Origin of the sequence: Streptomyces aureocirculatus, from assembly GCF_000720475.1 — a bacterium.
GTDB lineage: Bacteria > Actinomycetota > Actinomycetes > Streptomycetales > Streptomycetaceae > Streptomyces > Streptomyces aureocirculatus.
The window spans coordinates 97,301-119,857 of sequence record NZ_JOAP01000017.1; the positions used below are offsets into that span (position 1 = coordinate 97,301).

The window sequence follows — 22,557 nt, forward strand, 5'->3', positions numbered from 1 at the left end:
GCCGGTGGCGAGTGCCCTGGGGGCCGGGCCTTCGCCGAGTCGGCTGAGCCCGCCGACGCGTGGTGGTCTTCGGTACCCGGTGCCCTCGGGTATCGGCACGTGTCCGTTGTGATGCACGGTGGTTCCCTTGCTGTGTACGGGTGTTGTTGTGGCTGTGGGGGGGGTGTGGGGTCGGTGGCCGTGTGCGGGGTTCGCGGGCAGCACGGCATGGCCGGACGGCGGTGGTGCGTGCGTGCCGTCGGCGGTGGTCCCTCGGGCCCTAGGGCTCGATCAGGCCCGCCCTGATGGCGTACCGGGTCAGGGCGAGCCGGTCGCGCAGGCCCAGTTTGTGGAGCAGGTTCGCGCGGTGGCGCTCCACGGTCTTGGCGCTGATGGTGAGCAGGTCACCGATCTCCTTGGAGGTGTGGCCCTCGGCGACGAGCTTGAGCACCTGCTCCTCGCGGTCGGTGATCGCCTTGCGGGGCAGCGCCCTGCCCTGCCGCGCGAGGTCCAGGTACCTGCGGATCAGCGTGCTCTCCGCGCCCGGGTAGAGGAACGGCTCGTTGCGCATCGCGGCCCTGCACGCGGCGACGAGGTCGCGGTCGGCGACGGACTTGAGCACGTACCCGCACGCCCCGGCCCTGAGGGCCTCGAAGAAGTACTGCTCGTTGTCGTACATCGTCAGGATCAGGATGCGCGGCGGATCCGGAAGGCGGGACAGCTCGCGGGCCGCCTGGATCCCGGTGAGCCGCGGCATAGCGACGTCCAGGACGGCCAGGTCCACGCCCTCGCTCCGGGCCAGGTCCACGGCCTGCGCGCCGTCACCCGCCTCCGCGACGACGGTGAGATGGGGTTCGCTGTCGAGGATGAGGCGGACCCCTCGGCGTACGAGGGCGTGGTCGTCGGCGAGGAGGATCCTCACGGGGGCGGTCACGCGGGGGCTCCTTGGGGGGTGGGGGTGCCGTTGTGAACGGTGTCTGCGGTGCCTGCGGTGCCTGCGGTGCCTGCGATGTCCGCAATGCCTGAGGTTTCTGAGGTTTCTGCGGTGCCTACGGCTTCTGAGGCGTCTGCGGTGCCTGGAACGTATGCGGCGCCCGAGGTGTACGCGGTCTCCGTGGTGCGGTCGGCCGGGGGTGCCTGCACGGGCACGCGCAGGCGTACTTCCGTGCCGCTGCCCGCCGGGCCCGCCGCCACCGTGAGGTGGGCGCCCGCCAGCAGGGCGCGCTCGCGCATGCCGCGCACCCCGGCACCCTCGGTGGCGCCCCGCATGCCGCGGCCCGCGTCGCGGACGACGAGTTCCACCGCGTCCCGCGCACACCGCAGTGTCAGCTCCGCGCGGCTGACGCCCGCGTGCCTGGCGGCGTTGGTGAGCGCTTCCTGCGCCACCCGGTAGACGACGAGTTCGGCGTCCTGCCCGAGCCGCGGCGGGTCCCCGTCGAACCGGTGCCGGACGGTGAGCCCCGACTCGCTGAACTCCCCGGCGAGCGCCCGGAGGCCGCTCACCAGGCCCAGGTCCTCCAGGACGCCGGGGCGCAGGCGCCGGGCGATGCGGCGGATCTCGTCCAGGCTGGCCCGGGTGGTCTCCTGCGCGGCGCTCAGTTCCTCGCGCAGTGGCTCGGGCGCCCGGTCGGCGGCGCGCTTCACCTGGAGGAGCACGGCGGTCAGGGTCTGCCCCACCTCGTCGTGCAGCTCGCGGGCCACCCGGCGACGCTCGGCCTCCTGGGCGGACAGGGCGCGGGCGCTGCTGGTGGCGCGCTCGCTCTCCAGGCGGTCCAGCATGGTGTTGAAGGTGCCGATGAGCGCGGCCACCTCGCCGTGCCCGGTGACGGCGGGCCGCTTGCCGGGACGCAGCAGATCGGCGGCGGTCATGGCCCGGCTCAGCCGCTGCAAGGGAGCGAGCCCGACGCGCAGGAGCACGGCGTTGGCGACGAGCATGGCGGCCACCCCGCCGAGCACGACGAGTGCCTCACCGAAGTGGACGGGGCTCGAGACAGTCACCATGGGGCTGAGGAGCAACAGCGCGGCAACCACGAGCACGGCGGCGTTCATCAGGAAGATCCGCCAGAACAGCGACACCGACCTCGAACCCGAATCCAACCCCGACACCGCTTCCTCGCCCGCTTCCGTTTCTCGCCACAACCACACCCCATCCTCCCGGACCGGACGCAAGCTGACGTACCCCGTCGAACCGGTCCAGCTTGGACGAGGGGTCGGCCCGGATCCATCCGTGACGACACCCATTCCGGGACCGGTGTGGGCGCGGGGGCGATCGGGGCGGCCGGGATGGTCGGGACGGTCGGGACGGGCCTGGAAACGGTGTACGATCTTCACGTAACTCCGGTGCACGGCACGGGAGTCACGCGTCTGTGGTCCAAGGAAAGACGTCCATCATCCGATGGGAAATGCAGGTGCGAGGCCTGCCGGGCGCTCAATGACACGAGGGGCCCTCACCGATACGGTGAGGGCCCCTCGGTCTGTGCCGGGGTTCACACGCCTTCGCTCAGAAGGAGATCCGTCTCACCGGGCCCGGGCTCGGGGCGTCCCCCGATGAAGAGACCGGGGAAGTTCTCGACCGCCGACGGCGCCCGCGGCAGGCACCGCGTCGCCCGGTGCGAACAAGTGGACGCAGGAGCCGGTATCGGAGGTGCCGGTCCTGGAGTCGTTCCTGTCGGTGGCGGCGACCGTCCACCTGGGCTTCCCCGGGCCGCCCACCACGTTCCTGGACACAAGGACTCCGGCGGTCGGGTCGCCGATGCGATCCTCTACCGGCGACGGAAGCGGGTCGGCGGATTCGGGGACTTCAGGCGTAGGGCGGTGTCGACGGCCGGTGCCCCCCGTCGTGAACGTGCTCGTGCCCCACAGCCATTTCCCTCACCCGAGGTCCTCCAGAAGCAGATCGACGGCGGATTCCTCATGGAGGGCGACCCCGAGCGCCTCCATGGCTGGGGCGAGTCCGGGATCCCAGTCAGCCTCGACCCGGGGGCCCGCGAGGGCCAGTTGCGGCATGCCCAACAACTGTGTGTGCGCCGCTAGGCGATCGTAATCGTCCGCGCACATGCGCCAGGGGTGTGCGTCGTAGCGGGCCATGATGCGGTTGGCCAGTGTGATGCCTGGCCAGTCGAAGTCTCCGTGGTAGGTGAGAGTGCAGCGACTCCCGCTCCTCATCAGCATGTCCAGGAGTGTGACGACGACAGTGGCCGCGCTTCCGGACGTGCAGACCAGAGGACGGGTGCACCTGGCGTCGGCCGCTGCCTCTACGATGCGCGGGTTCTCGCAGACGTGGATACGAGTGCGCGGTGGCAGGTCGAGGCCCAGGGCCCGCAGTTCGCGCAGCGTGAGGTGTGTCTCCGTGAAGTGGTCGGCCCGTTCCCGGAGAGCAGCTTCGCGCCAGGAGGTGCCGGTCGGGCGCAGGCCGTAGGTGAGGACGGTGCTCGAAACCTCGTCGGGCGTGACTGAGGCAGCACGCCAAAGGGCTCGTCGGCCCGCCGCGTCGCCAGGGAATGCGATGCCGTGCGCCCTGGCGATACCACGCAGGACGAGACGGGACAGCAGCGTGTCGTCGTCCAGGCCGTGGGCGGAGCCGGTGAACCGGATGGCCAGTTCGCCGCGCCCCCAGGTGAACGCAGCGCCGTGCGCGAAGAGCAGGGACAGGATCTGGATGGCCTGGTGGAGCGTTGCCGCCGCGGCGTCGGAGGGCTGGCGGGCGACGGCGCCGCCTCGTCGGGCCTCGTCGAGCCACTGCTCGGCCCAGGCCTCGTCCGCCAGGCACGTGGCGGACAAGGCGGCTTCCGCGGCGGACCACAGCTCGTTGCGCTGCGTCCGCACCGCGGTACGGGCAGCGCGGCGGTCCGTCAAGGGTGGGCCCAGCTCGCCCAGAACGCCGACAAGGCCTCGGCCCGCGGCCGTTGCTCGGAGCCGCTGGTCCAGTTCTGACAGGCGGATTGTCGCCCCAGGCCGGGTGACGGGTCTGGCCAGGAGGAGGGACAAGGCCTGGCGTTCCTCGGGGGTGAGGTCGCGCAGTCCGAGCGTGCCGGTGGCCTCCAAACCGTTGCCCTCGAGGCGCCTGCGTACCGCCGTCCAGAGACGGGTCAGGGCCGGCTGCGAGAGGAAGGCGAGAGCGGCGTCAGGCACCGGACCGGTCATACGGACATCAGTCGTCGTTGCCGGCCGTTCCATCGGTAGTGAAGGGTCGCCACCCCCCGGGTGTGCGGGTCGCGCAGACACTCGTAGATGTGGAGAGAGGGCACGTCGGGCCAATTGCCGATCAGGCGCTCGCTGGTGAGGACGAAGTCCAGGTCGAGGTCGACGAGGATGCGGCCGAGCCTGCCGTGAGTGGGTTCGTCCACCTTGGCGAACGCGTCGTCGAGCAGGATAAGGCGTGGGGCGTGCGGCGCGGTCTCGGCGAGGGTCGTGAAGTGCGCTGCCGCGGCGGCGAAGAGGACCAGGTAGGACAGGACGCGCTGTTCGCCCTGGCTGAGCCCGGTGCGACCGGAGAGTTTGCGTCTGCGGCCCGGCGCGGTGTCGTCCACGACCCATGGGGTGAAGGTGAACCAGGCCCGGTAGTCGAGGGCGGTGCGCAGATGCGCCGCGTAGCCCGCCGCGGGGTCGGCGCGGCGGGCGTCCTCGATGCGCCGTTGCAGGACGTCACGGAGTTGTTCGGACTGCTCACGGGTGCGCAGTCCGGAAGGGCTGCGCAGGAGGTCAACGGCCGCCCGCACGTCCGCCTCGACGCTGTCGACGAGCTTCCAGTCGAGTTCCACTCCGAGGCCGTGCGACGTACGGACCGTGCGCAGGGTGGCGTTGAGAGCCGCCACCAGGGCTCCTGCGGCGATCACTTGAGAGGAGAGGTTGTCCCCGAGCTCGCCGGTGAGGAAGCGCTGGAAGACTTCGCGCTCGCGCTCGGTCAGACGCTGGCGGGCGTCGGCGGCCTGAGCCGCGATGCGCTCGCCGACCACGGCGATGTCGTGCGGACCGTGGTCGTCGACGAGACGGCAGATCTTGGTGCCGTCGTGCTCCTCAAGGAGGGCGTCATAGCCGCCGGAAAGCTGGTCGCGCAGTTCGTTGTGCCGGTTCAGGAGTGCGGTGTCGGAGGTGTCGTGGCGCTCGGGGTCGAGGGCGTCGCGGACGGTCGCGGTCAGGCCGCGCAGGGCCTTGATCCTGCCTTGTACGTCGGCGGATGCTGGATCCTCGGGCGTTTGCCGACCGTCAAGACCGGCTCCGCGGGTTACCTCGGGCATGGTGAGCGCCTTCCGCAGTGCGGTACCGGCAGCGATCACCTCGGTCTCCTGCGCCGCGAGACGGTCACGGTGGGTCTGCTCGTCCCGGTCTGCGCGGACCAGGGCATCATGGGTGCGGGAGAAGTCCCTTTGCACGCCAGGTAGTTGACGGGCCACTGCTCCCAGGCGGCGGTTCGCCTCGTCCTCGCTCGCCAGGATGTCCTGCTCGGACGCGCCGATGGATTCCTCAAGCGTACGGATCGTGCGGCGGGCGGCTTGCAGCGCGGCGGCGCACTCGGTGTAGTCGCTCTGCGCACCGGTCCGCATGTCACAGGCCCGGCCGTATCCGTCCCTGTCCTGGCGGTGGCTTTCCGCGCCCGACGCGACTGTCCGGATACTCCGGCGCAGTTGTTCCGCCCCGACGCGCACCCGGTCGAGCGCGATACGGACGGCGTCGAGCGCGGTCTCGTCGGCGGGCAGGTCGTGGGCCGTGGCGGTCGCCTCGGCCTTGCGGCGTTCGCCGACGGCACGCGCCCTCGCCTCCTCCGCCGCTCGTGCCGCTTTGGCCACCTTCCCGGTCAGGGCCTGGGCAGTGCGTTCCGCCTCACGGGTGCGGGCCCAGGCGTCGGTCAGCTCACGGGCCCTTGGCGGGCGGCGCAGGGTGCCGGTGAGGAAGTCGCGGCACTCGGTCAGCTCCGTCAAGCGCCGTTCCACCGACTGTGACTCGACAGTCAACTGATCTATCTGTGCGCCGAGTTCGGCCAGCTTTCGGCGGCGGGTCGCGGCACGTGTCTCCGCGCCTACGTACTCAGCGGCCGTCTTGGCGTGCCTGCCTCCGGCCACGCCCAGCTTCCAGGAGCCGTCCACACCGATCGCACTGTGCTCCGCCACCTCCGCTGCGCCGGTGCGGAGCGCCACCGCCGACAGCACACGGGCCACCTGTGCGGTGCTCACCCCGCAGCCCAGCGCGTCGACCGGTCGCAGAACGTGGGCGAGTGTCGGCCCTTGGGCCGGAGCGTCAGGCTTGAGCAAGGTGTCCCGGCAGTCCGGGTCCAGGACAGTACCGTCGGCACGGATCCAGGCGTCGAGGAGCCCCGCGGCTTCCAGCGCGGCCTCCAGACCTCGCTGTGCTTCGGGATCCACTCCTGCCGCGAAGTCCACGACCCGGTACAGCGGGGCACCGGTGCCGGGCGTACGCGGTGCGGACCGGTGCGGCGGGCAGGGCGGCTCGGGGTCCTGGCGCCGCTCCCAGGCGGTCCGCTCCCGTTCGAGGCGGTCGGCCTCCGCGGTGAGCTGACGCAGATTCAGCCCCAGGGCGTCGCGCTCATCGGACAAGGCGGTCAGGTGCGGGTCGAGCGCCGACTGGGCGGCCTCGGTCACCGCTTCGGGCACGTGCGCGGGCAGCATCCGGTCGGCGAGTGGCGCGCTGTGGGACTCCTCCCTGCCGATCAGGCCATATACCGCGTCGAGGGGGACCTTCGCCAGGTCCGCCAGGCGATCGGCCCAGTCCCGCACCGCGCTCGCGTAGTCGCTGCTGGCGCCCGCCGTCTCCTCCTTGCGGCCCTGAACCTGCTGCGCGGCTTCCTCGGCCTGTTCCTCGAGCCGTTCGCGAGCGGCGTCGGCCTCGGCCGCCTCCTGCTCCGATCGGTGGGACTGCTTGATCAGACCCGCCAGTTCACTCACCGTCCGGCCCCGTGCCCTGATCACTGGACCAGCGGATTCCAGTTGCGTGTCCCACTCACCGAGGGCCGCAGGACAGCCATCGGTGTTTATGGCAAGCACCTCGTCATGGCGTACGACGTGAAGCGCGCCGCCGGGGTCGCTGAGCTCGCTGCTCACGGGTGCCGCGATCCGGGAGAGTGCGGGCGCGACCGGTGTGCCGAGATGCGCCGGTTCGAGGCCGGACCGCTCACCCTGCCGGCACAGCTCACGGTGGACAGAGCCCAGATCACGCAGCTCCGCGCCGAGTCGCTGAGCTCCGTCGGACAAGCGCCCGGCCGCTTCCTGCTGCGTGGCATGGGCCTGGCGCAGCGCCTTGAACGCGGTGGCCGCCGCGCCGTGGAGGGCGGCGGCTGTGCCGCGCTTGTCCGCGAGCTCCTGCAGGCTGCGGTAGCCGACGCTGGCGTGCAGGGCGTCGAGGTCGGTCCTGGCCGCGTCGCGCTCTGTCTCCAGAACCTCGATAAGGGACCTGAGCTCCTGCTCCTCGCCGCGCAGATCGGAGGCGCTCTTCGCTGCTTCACCTGCGACTTTGCGGTATTCGGTGAGGGTGTCCAGTTCTGCGCCGACGCGGGCCGCACGGCGGCGCAGGACTCCGTGGAGGTAGCCGCGGTAGCCGCCGAGGAAGTGGCGCAGTGCGGCGTCGGTCTTCTCCAGACGGCCCAGGTCGTCCCGTACGGCATCCAAGTCGTCGAGGTTGCGGGCGACCTTGTCGACGATCTCCTCGTCCAGGCCGGGGAGAGTTTCGCTCAGCACGGAGACAAGACCACCGGTCTCGATGCGGTCCCCGATGGTGGGACGGCGCAGCCGGTGCAGGAGGTGGGTGAGGTTGCGGTACCGGGCGGGATCGGTGATGCCGAACAGTTCGCGGGCCACTCTGGCCCGGTGGTCCACCGCACGCTCCAGGACATGAGCCGCGCCCACCTGTTCACGGAGCCGGTCGACCGGAAGCGGGTGCCCCGCGTGGGCCAAGTGCAGGTCGATGCCGACCCGCAGGGGCGTCGTGAAGAAGAACGGGGTGGCCCTCCCGGTGGATTTCGACGCACGGATCGCGGCTCCGACGGTCAGACAGCGGTCCGTGGCAGCGCCGTCGCTGTCCCCATCGCCTTCGTCCTCCCGTTGGAACTCCACCCAGAGGTAGCCGAGCCGGTTGGTCTGGTCGAAGCCGTCGAGCATCAGCCAAGTGAGGGTGGTGCGGCCGGTTCCGGTGGCGTCGAGGGCGCGGGCGTCGCCGTCGAGCAGATACGGCAGCAGCATCTCCAGCGCCTTGGACTTGCCCGCGCCGTTCTTGCCGCGGAGCAGCAGCCGCCCGCCGCCGAACGCGAACTCCTGCTCGTCGTACTGCCAGACGTTGCTGATGCCGGCGCGATGGAGGCGGTAGCGGCGTGTGGGCGGCGCCGGGTCGTGCTTCATAGCGGCAGCTCCTCCTGTACGGAAAGCTGCTCCTCCGGTAGAGGCAGCCGCTCCTCCTCACCTTGCCGGCCTTGCCGTAGGGGTGGCTGTGCCCCACTCTTCATCGCGACCGTCGTGGCGTAGCGGGCCGCCGCCGCGAGCAGCACCCAGCCGTTGTGTCCGGTGTCACCCCGGGCTCCGGAGACATCCGTGACGGGCCGGCCGTCCTCCGGGGACGGTTCGTAGTCCTGCGGCAGGCCGTGCCCGTCCGCGCGGACAGGTCCGGACGAGGCCACCAGGCGCATCCGGGCCAGCAGGCCGAGGGCATCGGCGCACAGCGCACCCTGGTCCTCCACATAGCGCCGCTGCCAGTTGCTGCGCCGACCGTACTCCTCCACGAGGTCGGCGACGATCTCGACGGGCAGCGCGGACGGGATCGGCACGCCGATCACCAGTTGCCCGCCGGTCGCCGGGTGCCCGGGGGCTTCGGGGCGCAGCCGGTCCACGAGCCGTTCGACGAGGAGCAGCGCGGCCTGGGCGACGGTGCCCGTGCCGGGCAGGTGCAGATCGGTGAGCTCGTCGTCGGGGTCGGTCATGGCGATGCCCTCGGCTCTGATCTCGGCTTCCAGGCCGAGCAGTTCGGAGAAGGCCTGCGACTCACGCCGCTGGCGGGTGCGCAGCCACTCGCGTTCGGCGGCGGTGAGGTCGTCGAGGTGGACCACCGGGGTCTCCACGAGCCGTCTGCGCACATAGGTACGCGGGCCTCCGAAGCCGGGGTCCGCGGCCCGGCGTACGAGGTCGTCGCCGTCCCTGCTCTGCGTGAGCGGTCCCGCGACGACCGCTCGGGCGATCTCGCGGTCCACGGTGAGCAGGGCCTCACCTCCGTGTTCTTCGGCGATGGAGGCGACCTGGCCCTCGGTCTCCACCAGTACGCCCCAGTCGACGAGCTGGCGCAGGGCGGCCGCGAGGGTGCGGCGCTCGGCCTGGCGTCCGGTGTTCTCCCCGGCGTCGAGCCCCGCGTCCACGGCCGCGGCCCGCAGATCGGCGACGAGCTGGGAGAGCAGGATCTGCTCAGGTGCGGTGACCAGGACCGACAGGGCCAGTGCGAGGCAGGCGTACGTCCGTGGTGTGAAGGGTGTACCCGTCGTGCGCTCGAGACGGTGTCCCGAAACGGGCCCGAGGCCCGCCTTGAACAGCCGGGCGTACGAGGCTTCGACGAGCAGCCGGTAGCCGAGGACCTGCTGGAACCGCCCGGCGAGCCAGTCGGCGTGCCGTCGGATCAGCGGGAAGGTGTCGCTGTGCGGGCCCTGCGACGTCACCAGCGGGTGGGTGAGGAGCAGCCGGGCCGCGCTGCGGCGCTCGGCTGCGAGGGCGACGTCATGGGCGGAGGGCAGGGCCATCAGGCGATCTCCCCTGTCATCGGTTCCGGTCGCTCCGCATGGGCGGTCCGGCCGTCGGATCCAGCCTCGCCCAGGGCCTCGACGGCCAGCCTCAGATCGTCGACGACCAGGTCACCGTCGATCGACCGCAGGACGGTCCCCGTGCCCGGAGTGCGCCGCGCGGTGAGCCGGATGCCGAGATCGGCGTCCTCGGCCTGCGCGTCGTGCAGCGTGAAGCCTGTCTGCGGGGAGCCGTGGTGGAGCTGAGCGTTACCGAGCGCGGCAGTCAGCAGTTCGAGGAGCAGGCTCATCGCCGCGGATGTCAGCCGAACCTGCTCGAATCTGCCGGAGGCGCTGCGCAGTTCATCGGCGGCTGCCCGCCGTGCGGCGGCCTTCGCACGCGCCTCCTCGACCAGGCGGCGTTTCTGCTCCGAGTGATCCTCGACAGTGGCGCTCCGGCCGCGCTGTGCCCTGCTGCCGCGCTCGCGCAGTGCCACCGGGACATCGACGACGGGCCCGGACCACCAACTGACATACGCCGGTACGACCTGGTCGGGCTCGGGGGCCACGCCCAGGTGCCGTGCCCCGTAGAGCCCGAAGGCGGCGACCGCGATGTCGTGGGCGTCTTGCGGGTCCGCGACGTCGAACCACCCGGCAAGGCGCAGCAGGTCCTTGCGGCGGGATATCTCGCCGGACGCGGAGCGCAGCATCCGCTTGGCATTGGCGAGCAGCGACTGGAGCGCTCGCAGGGTCGCGTCACGCAGTTGGTCCACCTGGCTGCCCTGTCCGTCCACGTCGGCGAACCAACCTCGCAGCCCCTCCCAGTCGGACAGCTCCCGGCCGCGACTGCGCTGCACCCGGGTCTCGGGCAGGGCATCGGAGAGGGCCCCGAGACCGGCGGCGTGGGTGTCGATGTGGGCAAGCAGTCCCGGCAGATCCGGCCACAGCCCGTCCAGGGTCGCGGCGATACGCGGCGCCCGGAAAGACACCTCTTCAGTGATGGCTTCGACATAGTCGAGGAGCAGTTCTTTGAAGCCCTGGTACTCTCCGCTGTCCAGGTCGTAGCGGGCGAGTACCTGCCCGAGGTAGGCGTAGAAGTCGCGTACGGACTCGGCGAATTCCGCGAACTGGACGAACAGCGTACTGATCTTCTCCAGCAGATCCTGCGGGTCCGCGCCGCCGGTCTCCCCGACCCTCGCGGCGATCTCGCCAAGGCCGCGGTCGACAAGGGCGAGCAGCTCGCTGCTGACTTCACGCGCGGCATCGGCTTCCGCGAGGACCTCGTCCGCGTCCCGCTGCACCCGCTCCCCCACCTTCGAGAGCTGGTATCGCGAGCGGGAGCGCTGGTACTCGGCGATGCTGGTCGCCTTCACCGTGTTCGTACTGCGCAGCAGATTGCCCCAGCGCACTAGCTGTTCCAGTCGCGCGGTGAGCGTCTCCGCCTCCCCTACGGGGCCGGGGTCGCCGGACTGTGCCAGTTTGGCGAGGATGTCGGGGACGGACAGGTCGGCGAGCAGCGTGGAGCAGAAGAGCCGCATCACGGCGACGTATTCCCTGCGCTCCGGCACGCTCAGATACGTGTAGGCGCTGAGCCGCTCCCACCGCTCTCCACCGCCGCCGGCACTGTCCGTATGGTTCATGCCCCCTCCACATTGCCGAGAGTACGGCCCGCCTCTGACACTCCGGGGCCGATCGCGGAACACCGCGCTCTCATGCCGCGCGGGACATCCCACCGCCCATCGCCCCACCGTCCGGCGTCAACGAGCCGGGCCCGTCCGCCATCTGCTGGAACGCCACCTCCACCGAGTCCAGGGCCGAGTGACCCGAAACAGATCATCACGCACCATCTCTTCCCTCGGGCTTCCCCATCGTGCTCACGGAAAGAGACGCTCAGAGGCTCGGCCAGGGGACAGCTCCGCTTCCGCAGCCCGCAGCGACGCTGTAGGCCCGTCCACAACGCATTACGGCCCTGCCCCAGGGAAATGTCCTGGGGCAGGGCCACAAAGGCAGACGAGCCTGGCTGTACGCCGGGTTCTGTTCCGAGGGGGCCTCGCGGACCCCTCGGCGACGGCCATCCATCTAGGGCCGGCATTGCTGCCGGCCTCGTGCGGTCCACCCGCGGACTCGGGCGGGCAGCCCTCGAACGTCCGCGCAGAGTGCCTTTTACGGCGCTCCTTTTGACCTTGCTCCAGGTGGGGTTTACCTAGCCGCCTGAGTCACCTCAGGCGCTGGTGGTCTCTTACACCACCGTTTCACCCTTACCAGGGGCCGAAGCCCCCGGCGGTCTGTTTTCTGTGGCACTGTCCCGCGGGTCACCCCGGGTGGCCGTTAGCCACCACCTTGCCCTGTGGAGCCCGGACGTTCCTCGGGGAGGTCCACAAGAACCTCCACGCGGCCGTCCGCCCGGCTCGTCTGCCGTGCCGACCATGGTACCCGCAGGGGCGCGGGCCGGGTGCCGGTGGCGGGTGGTCCTGAGGCCGCCGTGGCCAGGAAGGACCCGGCGAGGATCAGGGCGAGGGCGGCGGCGAAGGACGCGGTGAGGGTTTCGGAGAGGAAGGCGAAGCCCGCCGCCCCGGCCACCACCGGGTTGATGTACGTGAAGACCATCGCGCGGGTCGGCCCTGCCTCGCGGATCAGCTCCAGGAAGACGATGAACGCGAGCGCCGTGCAGATGACCCCGAGAGCCGCGAGCGCCGCCAGGGTCCGGGCGTCCGGGACCTCCTGCGGCCGGCTCGCCGCCGCCGCGGGGGCGTAGACCAGCGCCGCCAGGGTCAGGCAGGGCGCGATCAACTGGAGCGTGGGTACGTCCTTGAGGTGGCGGGCCGCGATCAGCGGGGCGATCGCGTAACCGAGCGCCGTGATCATGACCTCCGTCAGGGACCAGGCGTCGCCGCCCGTCAGATGCGGGACGGTGAGCACCGCCACACCCGAGAAGCCGAGCGCCAGGCCCGTCACCCGCCTGCGGCCGAGGCGTTCCGTGTCGCCGAAGAAGCGGGCGAGCAGCGCGCCGATGATGGGGACCGCGGCGATCAGCAGGCCCGCGGTGGAGCTCGACAGATGGCGTTCCGCGTCCGTCAGGGTCCACCACGGGCCCAGGATCTCCACACAGGCGAAGGCGAGCATCGGCCGCCAGTGCGTACGCAGGACGCCGGGCAGTCCGCCTTGGCGTATCGCGAAGGGGAGCAGCAGCGCGGCGCCGAGGGCGCAGCGCGTGAACACCACCATCGACGGTGTCAGATCGCTGTCCACCGCCACTTTGATCAAGAGGTACGGGATGCCCCACAGGACGCCCATGAGCGAGAAGAGAAGCCAGCCACGTGCAGTCATGAGGGGGAGTTTCGGACAGGGCGGGGTGTTGCGTCTTGAACGTCGTTGCGGGTGGGGCGTCACTCCCGAGGTTTCCGGGGGCCGGAGCGGGCAGGACTCCGGCCCCTCGCGGCGGAGAAAATCTGTCTTGGCCGTCGTAGACATGAAAGTGCGTCGGAGTTAGGCTTGTCCTCGTAGCCAAGTGAGCGAGTACGAAGAAGGAGGCAGACGCCATCAGGATCGCCCGGGCGGGAATCTCGTCGGCCCGGGTACCGCAGACCCCCGGAACGGAAGGTGGTCCCACGGTCACGCATCCGCGATCCCCGCGCATATCCCCACCTACCTCGGGGCGGCGCGGACAGAGAAGTCCGGCACAGCAGTAGGCCGGAAGATGGTGTTCAATCCCTCGGGGCCCTGGTGCCGTTCGGCATCAGGGCCCCTCGACGCGTTCCCCGACCAATCCGGCAGAGGTGCCAATGACCGTAGAGAACTCCCTGGATCGTCTCGATGACGACGACTTTCCGGCCTACACGATGGGCCGTGCCGCCGAGATGCTCGGCACCACCCCCGGCTTCCTGCGCGCCATCGGCGAAGCCCGCCTCATCACCCCCTTGCGCTCACAGGGCGGGCACCGCCGGTACTCCCGCTACCAGCTCAAGATCGCCGCTCGCGCCCGGGAACTCGTCGACCAGGGCACTCCCGTCGAAGCGGCCTGCCGCATCGTCATCCTTGAGGACCAGCTCGAAGAGGCCCAGCGCATCAACGAGGAGCTGCGGCGGTCCACCGCCGAGCCGCACCCTTCGGCCGACGCCTGATCCCTCCTGACACAGCAGCCGGTCCCGCACCATAGCTGTCGCCGCGAAATGAGAAATAAGGACAGGGCGCGATGAAAACATCTCGCACGGCGCGCCGAGTGGAATTGCCTCCGCTGCCTCCCCGGCTTCGGCGTGCTACTGTCGATCTCAGTTGCAGTTGTGGTTCCCAAAACTCCAAGTGCCTCCGACGGCCGTTCGGCCGCTGGGAGCACTTTTGTATTTTCGGTCATTGTCCGGATGGGTGAATCATCGCAGCGACGCCGGGTCCGCGCAGTGCGGATTCCGACACTGCCCAAAGGAGAATTGACATGGCATCTGGCACCGTGAAGTGGTTCAACGCGGAAAAGGGCTTCGGCTTCATCGAGCAGGACGGTGGCGGCGCTGACGTGTTCGCCCACTACTCGAACATCGCCACCCAGGGCTTCCGCGAGCTGCTCGAGGGCCAGAAGGTGACCTTCGACATCGCGCAGGGCCAGAAGGGTCCGACGGCCGAGAACATCGTTCCCGCCTGACACCCGGCACACCGCATGAGCAGGGCCCGCGCCTCGGGGCGCGGGCCCTCGCTCGTACCCGGGGGCCCGCACCCTCATCCGCTGTACCCGAGTACCCCTCCCACCATTGAGTGGGATATTTCCACGCCGGGCCCCAACGCCGTACAGGCTTGCCCATCGGGCCTGTTTTCTGGCACCCGGCCAATCATGCGCATTTCAGCGGACGGCTTGCCTTCTTTTTTTATGCCTTGCCGCCCGCATGCCGCACCGCTTTAATCCCGGCTCGTTCTCGCGGTTCCCCGTACAGCTCCTCATCTGCTCCGGGAATTCCTTGATACGTGCCGCATCAAGGAAGGTTCCTCATGAACCGCACACACACGAACCGCACACACACGAACAACAACCGGTCCCGCCGCAGCGGCTCGCGCCCGGCAGGCCCCGGCCGCCGGCCCGCCCCCGTACAGGGCGAGTTCGCTCCCCCGAAGACGATCACCCCGGCGCTGCCCGCGGTCGAGGCGTTCGCCGATCTCGACATGCACCGGCACCTGCTCGCCGAGCTGACCGCACAGGGCATGCGCGTGCCGACCCCGATCCAGGGCGCGACCCTGCCGAACACCCTCGCGGGTCGTGACGTGCTCGGCCGCGGGCGGACCGGTTCCGGCAAGACGCTGGCCTTCGGCCTCGCGCTGCTCGCCCGTACCGCGGGACAGCGCGCCGAGCCCCGGCAGCCCCTCGGGCTCGTCCTCGTCCCCACACGGGAACTCGCGCAGCAGGTCACCGACGCGCTCACCCCCTACGCCCGGTCCGTCAAGCTGCGTGTGACCACCGTCGTCGGCGGCATGTCGATCGGCCGCCAGGCGAGCGCGCTGCGCGGCGGCGCCGAAGTCGTCATCGCCACGCCCGGGCGGCTCAAGGACCTCATCGAGCGCGGGGACTGCAGGTTGGACCGGGTCGCCATCACCGTCCTCGACGAGGCCGACCAGATGGCCGACATGGGCTTCATGCCCCAGGTCACCGCCCTGCTCGACCAGGTCAGGACCGAAGGTCAGCGGATGCTGTTCTCCGCGACGCTCGACCGCAACGTCGACCTCCTGGTCCGGCGCTACCTGCACGACCCGGTGGTCCACTCCGTCGACCCCACGGCGGGCGCGGTCACCACGATGGAACACCACCTGCTGCACGTCCACGGCGCCGACAAGCACGCGACCACGACCGAGATCGCCGCCCGCACCGGCCGCTCGATCATGTTCCTCGACACCAAGCACGCCGTCGACCAGCTCACCAAGCACCTGCTCAGCAGTGGTGTCCGTGCCGCCGCCCTGCACGGCGGCAAGTCCCAGCCGCAGCGCACCCGCACCCTGGCCCAGTTCAAGAGCGGGCACGTCACGGTGCTCGTGGCCACCAACGTCGCCGCCCGCGGCATCCACGTCGACAACCTCGACCTCGTCGTCAACGTCGATCCGCCCAGCGACCACAAGGACTACCTGCACCGCGGCGGACGCACCGCCCGGGCCGGTGAGTCCGGCAGCGTCGTCACCCTCGTGCTGCCCAACCAGCGCCGGGTGATGGACCGCATGATGGCCGACGCGGGCATCTCCCCGCAGTCGACCCGGGTCCGCTCGGGCGAGGCCGAACTCCACCGCATCACCGGCGCCCAGGCCCCCTCCGGCATTCCGGTCACCATCACCGCGCCGCCCGTAGAACGCCCCCAGCGCAGCAGTTCCACCAAGCGCGGCCGCCGCAGCCGCACCGCGCAGGGAAAGCGTCAGACCGCTCAGCGGCAACCGCTCCTCAACACCGCGGCCTGACAGTACTGTTTCCCCTAGAATCCCTTCTCCCTGCGAGGTCCCATGCGCTGTGTCATCGCTCGCTTCCCCTTCGACCTGACCAAGCCGGGAGTGCTCGAATCCATGCAGGGCGTCAAGCCCGAGCCCGTCACCGGCGAGTACGTGACCATCGGCCGACGCCACTTCCCGCTGAAGCAGGTGGGCCAGGTCATCACCGGCCAGGACCGCCGCGACTTCAGCGCCGGAGAGGTCCAGCGGGCGATGGCCCGCCTCGGCTTCACCTGCCACGCCGCGCCCGAGCCCTCCCCCGCCGTACCCGCGCCCGGCCCGACCCCGAGCCTCAGCCCCCTCCAGCGGGCGTCCGCGATGCTCGGCACCCCCGACCAGGCCTGACCCGACCAGGCCAGACCTGACCTGACCCGACCAGGCCTGACCCGTTCAGGTCCCACCCGTTTAGGTCTGATCAAGTCAGGTCAGGTCCGGTCAGACCGGTCAGACCTGTCGGACCGGGCGGCACCGGCTCGCACGCTGCTGCGGTACGCCGCCGGTGTCACCCCCGTCACCCGGCGGAACCAACGCGTCAGATGCGCCTGGTCGGCGAAGCCCACCAGGCCCGCGACCGCTGCCGGGCGCAGTCCGCTCTCCAGGAGCCCTCGGGCCCGCGTGACGCGGTACTGCGCCAGCCAGGCGTACGGCGGCATCCCCATCGTCGTACGGAAGGCGCGCAGGAGCTGGTAGCGGGACAGGCCCAGGTCGGTGGCCAGTTCAGTGAGCGTGGGGGGTGCGAGGACGTCGTCGGCGAGGCGGTCGCGGACGGCGAGGGCCACGGCGGCGCCTGCCGTGGCCGGCTCCCGCGTCCCCGCGCCCGCGGTGGCATGGCGCCGGGCCAGGGCGGTGAACAGTTCGGTGAGACGGGACTCGGCGGCCAACGTCGCCGACGGGCCCACGGGCCGCCCGGCTCCCCACTGCGACGGGTCCGCAGCCGCGCTCAAGCGCGTGTGCGCCGCCCGCAGTGCCGCCGAGAGCTGCGGGTCGTCCACGACCGCGTCGCGGAAGTGCGGCACCGTGCGGGCGCCGTCGGCGAACAGGTGCGGGGAGGGGTACATCGCCCGGTACGCGTAACCGTCGCCTGAGGAGCCGGGACGGCCGGTGTGCGGCTCGCCGGGGGCGAGGACGACGACGGCGCCGGGACCGAGTTCGAGGCGGCCGCCCCGGTAGTCGATGATCTCGGTGCCGGTGACGCAGACGCCGACGCTGAACTCCTCGTGGGAGTGCGGGGCGTAGCGGTGGCGGTCGAAGCGGGCCGTCAGGAGGTCCAGGGCGCTGCCCTCCCCCAGAGCGGCGCGGGTCCAGGTGGCGCGTTCCGTCGTGCTTTCCGTCGTGCTTTCCGTCGCGCTTTCCGTGGCGCTTTCCGTGGCGCTTTCCGTGGCGCTTTCCGTCGTGCGCCCGTGGGGGTCGCGTGCGCGGTCTTCCCGCGCGCCCTCGGTTCCGCTCATGGTTCCGTCGTCCCCCGTCTCGCTCCGGCCCGCTTGCTCACGTGTCCTTGCGCGTGCTCAGTTCGGGAACGTCCCCGCACTCCTTTTCCATGCCGCCGACATGGGCCGCTCGTGGGCTTGACCTTGCCGTAGCGTCAACGTTTCTACTTGAGGGCATGCGCATCGGAGAGATCGCGGCTGCCGTCGGCCTGACGACGCGGGCCATCAGGCACTATCACCACCTCGGGCTGCTGCCGGAGCCCGCGCGGCGGCCCAACGGGTACCGCCAGTACGGGCTGCGCGAGGCCATCGTGCTGGCCCGCGTCAAGAGGCTCACCGAGCTGGGGCTCGGTCTCGAAGAGGTACGGGACGTCCTCGCGGACGACGCGGGGCGCGAGCTCACCGAGGTGCTCGCCGAACTCGATGACGACCTGGCGCGGCAGGAGGCCGGCATCAGGGCTCGGCGGGAGCGGCTCGCCGAGCTGTCGCAGATGTCGCGCGAGGGGCTGCTGCCCGGCGAGGGGCCGGTGTCACCGGGCCTCGCGGAGCTGTTCGGGCGACTGAACCCGAGCGAGTCCGCGGCCGCCGCCAAGGACCTGGAGCACCTGGCGCTCTTCGACGCCACCGCGGAGCCGGGCCACCGCGACCGCCTCTACGACGCCCTGCGCGGACTCGCCGACGACGGCGGGCTCGCCGGACGCATGCGGGAGCTGTACGCCCGCCTCGACGACCTGGCCGACGCGCCGCCCGACGACCCGCGAGTGGTGCCGCTCGGCGAGGATCTCGCGGCCGTCATGCCCGATGACCTCCTCGCGGTCCTCGTACACGGGGGCGAGGACCGCGAGGAGCACCACGTGGCGGACGACGGGGAGGAGGCCGCTTCGCCGAAGGGCGCCGCCTCCCTGGGCAGCGCCTTCGGTGAAGCGTTCCTCGACGACTTCGCGCCCGCTCAGGCGGCGGCGATCCGGCACATGATGCGGTTGCTCACCGGGCGGACGGGGTGGAACCCGTGAGGCGGGCGGTGCGGGTGCTGCGCCGGTTGTGCGTGCACGAGCTGCGCGGGTTCGCGAGTCTCGGCCTGTGGGTGGCGCGGCGGCGGCACGGCGTGGGGGCGGGGGCGCGTCCGGCCGCGTACACCGGGCCGCAGACCGCCATGCTCTTCGGCTTCGCGTTCGTGGCGGTGGCGGAGACCGTCGTACTCGCGCTCGTCGTGCCGTGGCCCGTCGTGCACGCCGCCCTGCTGTTCGTGGACGTCTACACGGTGGTGCAGATTGTCGCACTGCACGCCGGGTGTGTGACGCGGCCGCACGTGGTGGGCGCGGACGGATCGCTGCGGGTGCGGTACGGGCAGTACCTGGACGTCACGATCCCCGCCGTCGGCATCCGGTCGGCCCGCGTCGACCGGCGCTACCCCGAGGGGCGCACCGTGCGGGTGCACGACGACGGCTCCCTGGACGTCGCGGTCGGCCACCAGACGACGGTCACCGTGGAGCTGACCCGGCCCGTCGCCTTCGTACGGCCCCTTGGCCTGCGCGCCCACGCCCGCGTGGTGCGGCTGCACGCCGACGACCCCCGTGCCCTGGTCGACGCCCTCACCCGGCAGCGACCGGTGGACCCGACGGCCCAGGAGCCCCCGGCAGCCCTGAAGTCCCCGGCGCCCCCGGCGTCCCGCACGCCCCTGGAGTCCCCGGCAGCCCCGGAGTCCCGCACCGCCCAGGAGTCCCCGGCACCCGCGCTCAAGCGGGAGCGAAAAGGACCGGTGCGCGCCCCGGATCCGCTTGGGTGAGCCGTACCCGGAACCGCTCCCCCAGCGGCAGCCCCGCCGTCCCGCCGCCCTCGATCCGGGCGACGACGGCGGGCTCGGCCACCTGCACGGTGCCGACGTCCGGTGCGTGCTCCCGCACGTCCACGACGACACCGTCGAAAATCTCCCCCACCCGGTCCTTGAGGAGCGCGGCCTCGACGATGTCCACGCACTCCCGCTCCACGGAGTTGGCGCGCCGGGTGCCGTCGGCCATCTCCCGGGGCAGTCCGGGCAGTGCCGCGAGCACCCACTCGGGGGGCGGCACGTCCGCGCACGCGGCCAGGCACAGCTCGGCGGCGTAGCGGTCGACGAGGCGGCGCAGCGGCGCCGTGCAGTGCGCGTAGGGCGCGGCCACGGCGGCGTGCGTCGTCAGCTTCGGCACCTCGCCGCCGCTGAACGCCGTGTACCCGGCGCCGCGCAGCAGCGTCGTGCACTCCTGGAGGAACGCGGCCTGGTGCGGCTCGCGCGGGTCGAGGGAGCGGACGAGGTGCGCGTACGGGACGTGGTGCGGCCAGTCGATGCCCAGGGCCTTCGCGGTGTGGCGCAGGCGGCCGACCGCGCCGTCGGGGGCGGTGGGCAGCGTCCGCAGGATCCCGGCGCCTGCGGCGATCATCAGCTCGGCCGCCGCCATGCCGGTCAGGAGGGAGATCTGGGCGTTCCAGCCGTCGGCGGGGAGTGGGGCGCGGAAGGCCAGTTCGTACGTTCCGTCCGCCCCGTCCGGGGAGGTCCGCTCCGTCACCTCCTGCTCGGGCACGTTCAGTGAGATGCCGCCGCGCTCGACCTCAAGGCGCTCGCGCAGTTGCCCCACCTCGGCGAGCAGCGCCACGGGCTCCTCCGCGGTGCCCGCGTCGATGGCGGACTGGACGCTCGCGTAGTCGAGCTTGGCGCGGCTGCGCACCAGGGCGCGGCGCACATCAGTGCTCCGGGTGCGGCCGTCCGCGTCCAGGTCGACGGTCCACAGCACGGCGGGGCAGGTCTGGTCGGGGAGCAGGCTGGCCGCGCCCTCGCTGAGCGCGGTGGGGTGCAGCGGGACCTTCCCGTCGGGGAAGTAGAGGGTGGTGACGCGGCGGTGGGCCTCGCTGTCGAGCGGGCCCGAGGGGGTGACGTACGCGGCCACGTCCGCGATCGCGTACCGCACCCGGAAGCCGCCGCCCGGGCGCCGCGACAGGTGCATCGCCTGGTCGAGGTCGACGGCGGACGGCGGGTCGACGGTGAACAGCGGGATGCCGGTGGCGTCCTCGTCCGGCAGGCGCGGAGCCGCCGCGGCGCGCTCGGCCTCCGCGCGCGCCTCGGCGGGGAAGGCCTCCGGCACGTCGAGGCGTGCGCGCAGGTCGCGCAGCGCGGCCCGTAGCGGAGTTTCGGCTGCGCCGGTGACGTGGAGCTGGCGGCGGGGCATGCACCGAGCGTAGGGCGGGACGCCGGCGTCGGCACACCGTGCACTTCCACGGCCGCGCCGCTTCACGGCCGCCCCTTCCACGGGCGTGCCCGTACGCGGCCGTGCTCCTTCGCACCGTGCCGGTACGCAGCCGTGCTCCTTCGCACCGTGCCGGTACGCGGCCGTGCTCCTTCGCACCGTGCCGGTACGCAGCCGTACTCTTTCGCGGCCGTGCCTTTCGCGGCCGTGCCGCTTCGCAGGCCGTGCCCGTACGCGGCCGTACCTGTACGCAGCCGTACCCGTACGCAGCCGTGCCCCTGCGCGCCGTGCCGGTACGCGGTCGTGCCCCTTCGCAACCGCGCCCGTACGCTGCGGTGCTCGTGCGCAGCCGTGCCCCTTCGCGGCCGTACCCTTTCGCTGGGGCCGCATCCCCCTCTTTCCGTCCCCGGGTACCTACCTCGCAGCCGTACCCCGAACGAAATCGGAGCAGTGCTCGTGCTCGTCCTGTTGCCGCCGTCCGAAGGCAAGGCCCCCTCCGGGCGTGGGGCGCCCCTGAAGCCGGAGTCGCTGTCCCTGCCGGGGCTCGCCGGGGCCCGTGCCGCCGTCCTCGACGAACTGGTCGAGTTGTGTGCCGCCGACGAGGACAAGGCGCGTGAGGTTCTCGGGCTCAGCGAGGGGTTGCGCGGTGAGGTCGCGAAGAACGCCGGGCTGCGGACCGCTGGGGCGCGGCCCGCCGGTGAGATCTACACGGGGGTGCTGTACGACGCCCTCGACCTGGCCTCGCTCGACGCGGCCGCCCGGCGCCGGGCCGCGCGGTCGCTGCTCGTCTTCTCCGGGCTCTGGGGGGCGGTGGGGGTGACGGACCGGATTCCGTCGTACCGCTGCTCGATGGGGGTGAAGTTGCCGGGGCTCGGCGCGCTCGGCGCGTACTGGCGGGGGCCCATGGCCTCCGTGCTGCCCGCTGCCGCCGGGGGCGGGCTCGTGCTCGACCTGCGGTCCTCCGCGTACGCCGCCGCTTGGCGGCCCAAGGGGGAGGTCGCGGAGCGGACCGCTACCGTGCGGGTGCTGCATGCGCAGGTCGTGGACGGGGTGGAGCGGCGGTCCGTCGTTTCGCACTTCAACAAGGCGACCAAGGGGCGGATCGTGCGGTCGCTTCTCACCGCGGGGGTGGTGCCCGGGGGGCCCGCCGAGCTTGTGTCCGCGTTGCGGGATCTTGGGTACGTGGTCGAGGCGGAGGTGCCCTCCCGGGCGGGGCGGGGTTGGGCCTTGGATGTGGTGGTGCGGGAGGTTCACTGAGCGGGGGGGGTGGGTGCGGGCGGTTGTCCGCGCGGGGCGCCCCAGTCCCACCCCTTTCCCGAAACCATGGGGCTGCCGCCCCCTGGACCCCCGCTTCATCGGCGCTCCGCGCCTCGTCCTCAAACGCCGGACGGGCTTGAAGCTTCGCCGGGGCGGGCTGGCATTGTCGCTGGGGTGGGCTGGGACCGTCGCCGGGAGGGGGATGGAGCTGTCGCCGGGAGGGGGTAACCGTTGCCGGGATGAGCTGGAACGTAGCCGGTACAGGCTGGAACCGTCGCCGGGGGTGGGCTGGTCCCTCGCCGGGGCCGGTTGCCACCTCGCGGGACGGGTTGAAAGCGCGCCGGGCCGGTTGCAACGTCGCCGGGGGTTGGCTGCCCCCTCGCCGGACGGGCTGGAACTCCGCCGCGCGGGCGAACCATCAAGCCCGTCCGGCGATTGAGGACGAGCGCGCCAGCGCGATAAAAGGGCGGGCGGGGGGGGAAGAGAGCCCGTCCGGCGCGAGGACGAGCGCGCCAGTGTGGTGGAA

15 protein-coding genes, 1 other RNA gene and 1 pseudogene are annotated in these 22,557 nt (G+C 71.6%); 7 read left to right on the forward strand and 10 right to left on the reverse strand.

From position 1 onward, the window contains the following. Positions 1-259: 259 nt before the first annotated feature. The 8 genes and pseudogenes from IG78_RS0117045 to IG78_RS52650 form a co-directional block, all read right to left on the reverse strand. A complete protein-coding gene (locus IG78_RS0117045) occupies positions 260-913 on the reverse strand; it encodes a response regulator transcription factor (RefSeq protein WP_030563965.1) in 654 nt (217 codons plus the stop codon). Continuing rightward, positions 910-2,055 carry a HAMP domain-containing sensor histidine kinase gene (locus tag IG78_RS0117050; RefSeq protein WP_078965189.1) on the reverse strand — a complete coding sequence of 382 codons (1,146 nt, stop codon included), beginning with the start codon at positions 2,053-2,055 and terminating at the stop codon, positions 910-912. The genes IG78_RS0117045 and IG78_RS0117050 overlap by 4 nt, the downstream gene beginning before the upstream one ends. Positions 2,056-2,850: 795 nt before the next feature. After that, entirely contained in the window at positions 2,851-4,110 is a 1,260-nt protein-coding gene (locus IG78_RS0117055; protein WP_225882099.1) for a TIGR02679 family protein, read from the reverse strand. Positions 4,111-4,118: 8 nt separating this feature from the next. After that, positions 4,119-8,324: a TIGR02680 family protein gene (locus tag IG78_RS0117060; protein WP_030563968.1), complete on the reverse strand. Its 4,206-nt coding sequence runs from the start codon at positions 8,322-8,324 to the stop codon at positions 4,119-4,121. Continuing rightward, the gene (locus IG78_RS0117065) at positions 8,321-9,703 is read right to left on the reverse strand and encodes a TIGR02678 family protein (protein ID WP_051852712.1); all 1,383 of its coding nucleotides are present in this window, start codon (positions 9,701-9,703) and stop codon (positions 8,321-8,323) included. Before IG78_RS0117065 ends, IG78_RS0117060 begins: the two co-directional genes overlap by 4 nt. Then, positions 9,703-11,322, reverse strand: a complete 1,620-nt coding sequence (locus IG78_RS42215) for a TIGR02677 family protein (RefSeq protein ID WP_051852713.1) — start codon at positions 11,320-11,322, stop codon at positions 9,703-9,705. Before IG78_RS42215 ends, IG78_RS0117065 begins: the two co-directional genes overlap by 1 nt. A 367-nt stretch (positions 11,323-11,689) precedes the next feature. Further along, positions 11,690-12,093: RNase P RNA component class A (gene rnpB, locus IG78_RS44085), an RNA gene on the reverse strand. A 133-nt stretch (positions 12,094-12,226) separates the two neighbouring features. Then, a pseudogene (locus IG78_RS52650) lies at positions 12,227-13,153 on the reverse strand (DMT family transporter); the annotation flags it as partial. A gap of 311 nt (positions 13,154-13,464) precedes the next feature. On the opposite strand from IG78_RS52650, the gene IG78_RS0117085 reads away from it, so the two are divergent. The 4 genes from IG78_RS0117085 to IG78_RS0117100 all read left to right on the forward strand — a co-directional run bounded on the left by IG78_RS0117085 (position 13,465) and on the right by IG78_RS0117100 (position 16,474). After that, entirely contained in the window at positions 13,465-13,803 is a 339-nt protein-coding gene (locus tag IG78_RS0117085; protein ID WP_030563972.1) for a MerR family transcriptional regulator, read from the forward strand. Between the two features lie 308 nt (positions 13,804-14,111). After that, the gene (locus tag IG78_RS0117090) at positions 14,112-14,315 is read left to right on the forward strand and encodes a cold-shock protein (protein WP_030563973.1); all 204 of its coding nucleotides are present in this window, start codon (positions 14,112-14,114) and stop codon (positions 14,313-14,315) included. 341 nt (positions 14,316-14,656) lie between these two features. Continuing rightward, the gene (locus tag IG78_RS0117095; protein ID WP_030563974.1) at positions 14,657-16,102 is read left to right on the forward strand and encodes a DEAD/DEAH box helicase; all 1,446 of its coding nucleotides are present in this window, start codon (positions 14,657-14,659) and stop codon (positions 16,100-16,102) included. 42 nt (positions 16,103-16,144) lie between these two features. Beyond that, positions 16,145-16,474 (forward strand): SCO5918 family protein, encoded by a 330-nt coding sequence (locus tag IG78_RS0117100; protein ID WP_030563975.1) that lies wholly within the window; start codon positions 16,145-16,147, stop codon positions 16,472-16,474. Between the two features lie 80 nt (positions 16,475-16,554). On the opposite strand, the gene IG78_RS0117105 is transcribed toward IG78_RS0117100, so the two are convergent. Further along, complete coding sequence (locus IG78_RS0117105) at positions 16,555-17,577, reverse strand: AraC family transcriptional regulator (RefSeq protein ID WP_078965187.1); 1,023 nt, start codon at positions 17,575-17,577, stop codon at positions 16,555-16,557. A gap of 155 nt (positions 17,578-17,732) precedes the next feature. Between IG78_RS0117105 and IG78_RS0117110 the strand changes: the two genes are divergently transcribed. Both IG78_RS0117110 and IG78_RS50855 read left to right on the forward strand, forming a co-directional pair. Further along, a complete protein-coding gene (locus IG78_RS0117110; RefSeq protein WP_030563977.1) occupies positions 17,733-18,569 on the forward strand; it encodes a MerR family transcriptional regulator in 837 nt (278 codons plus the stop codon). After that, positions 18,566-19,342, forward strand: a complete 777-nt coding sequence (locus tag IG78_RS50855; RefSeq protein ID WP_213084189.1) for a hypothetical protein — start codon at positions 18,566-18,568, stop codon at positions 19,340-19,342. The genes IG78_RS0117110 and IG78_RS50855 overlap by 4 nt, the downstream gene beginning before the upstream one ends. On the opposite strand, the gene IG78_RS0117120 is transcribed toward IG78_RS50855, so the two are convergent. Then, positions 19,293-20,756 carry an RNB domain-containing ribonuclease gene (locus IG78_RS0117120; protein WP_030563979.1) on the reverse strand — a complete coding sequence of 488 codons (1,464 nt, stop codon included), beginning with the start codon at positions 20,754-20,756 and terminating at the stop codon, positions 19,293-19,295. The genes IG78_RS50855 and IG78_RS0117120 overlap by 50 nt on opposite strands. 474 nt (positions 20,757-21,230) lie before the next feature. Between IG78_RS0117120 and yaaA the strand changes: the two genes are divergently transcribed. Further along, complete coding sequence (gene yaaA, locus IG78_RS0117125) at positions 21,231-22,031, forward strand: peroxide stress protein YaaA (RefSeq protein WP_030563980.1); 801 nt, start codon at positions 21,231-21,233, stop codon at positions 22,029-22,031. Positions 22,032-22,557 lie beyond the last annotated feature (526 nt).

What these genes read in the sequence shown, in the direction of transcription:
- IG78_RS0117090 (WP_030563973.1), top strand. Translation starts at nt 14,112, where the DNA reads ATGGCATCTGGCACCGTGAAGTGGTTCAACGCGGAAAAGGGCTTCGGC.
- IG78_RS0117095 (WP_030563974.1), top strand. Translation starts at nt 14,657, where the DNA reads ATGAACCGCACACACACGAACCGCACACACACGAACAACAACCGGTCC.
- IG78_RS0117065 (WP_051852712.1), bottom strand. Translation starts at nt 9,703, where the DNA reads ATGGCCCTGCCCTCCGCCCATGACGTCGCCCTCGCAGCCGAGCGCCGC.
- IG78_RS0117110 (WP_030563977.1), top strand. Translation starts at nt 17,733, where the DNA reads ATGCGCATCGGAGAGATCGCGGCTGCCGTCGGCCTGACGACGCGGGCC.
- IG78_RS0117060 (WP_030563968.1), bottom strand. Translation starts at nt 8,324, where the DNA reads ATGAAGCACGACCCGGCGCCGCCCACACGCCGCTACCGCCTCCATCGC.
- IG78_RS0117120 (WP_030563979.1), bottom strand. Translation starts at nt 20,756, where the DNA reads ATGCCCCGCCGCCAGCTCCACGTCACCGGCGCAGCCGAAACTCCGCTA.
- IG78_RS0117100 (WP_030563975.1), top strand. Translation starts at nt 16,145, where the DNA reads ATGCGCTGTGTCATCGCTCGCTTCCCCTTCGACCTGACCAAGCCGGGA.
- IG78_RS0117085 (WP_030563972.1), top strand. Translation starts at nt 13,465, where the DNA reads ATGACCGTAGAGAACTCCCTGGATCGTCTCGATGACGACGACTTTCCG.
- IG78_RS0117105 (WP_078965187.1), bottom strand. Translation starts at nt 17,577, where the DNA reads ATGAGCGGAACCGAGGGCGCGCGGGAAGACCGCGCACGCGACCCCCAC.
- IG78_RS42215 (WP_051852713.1), bottom strand. Translation starts at nt 11,322, where the DNA reads ATGAACCATACGGACAGTGCCGGCGGCGGTGGAGAGCGGTGGGAGCGG.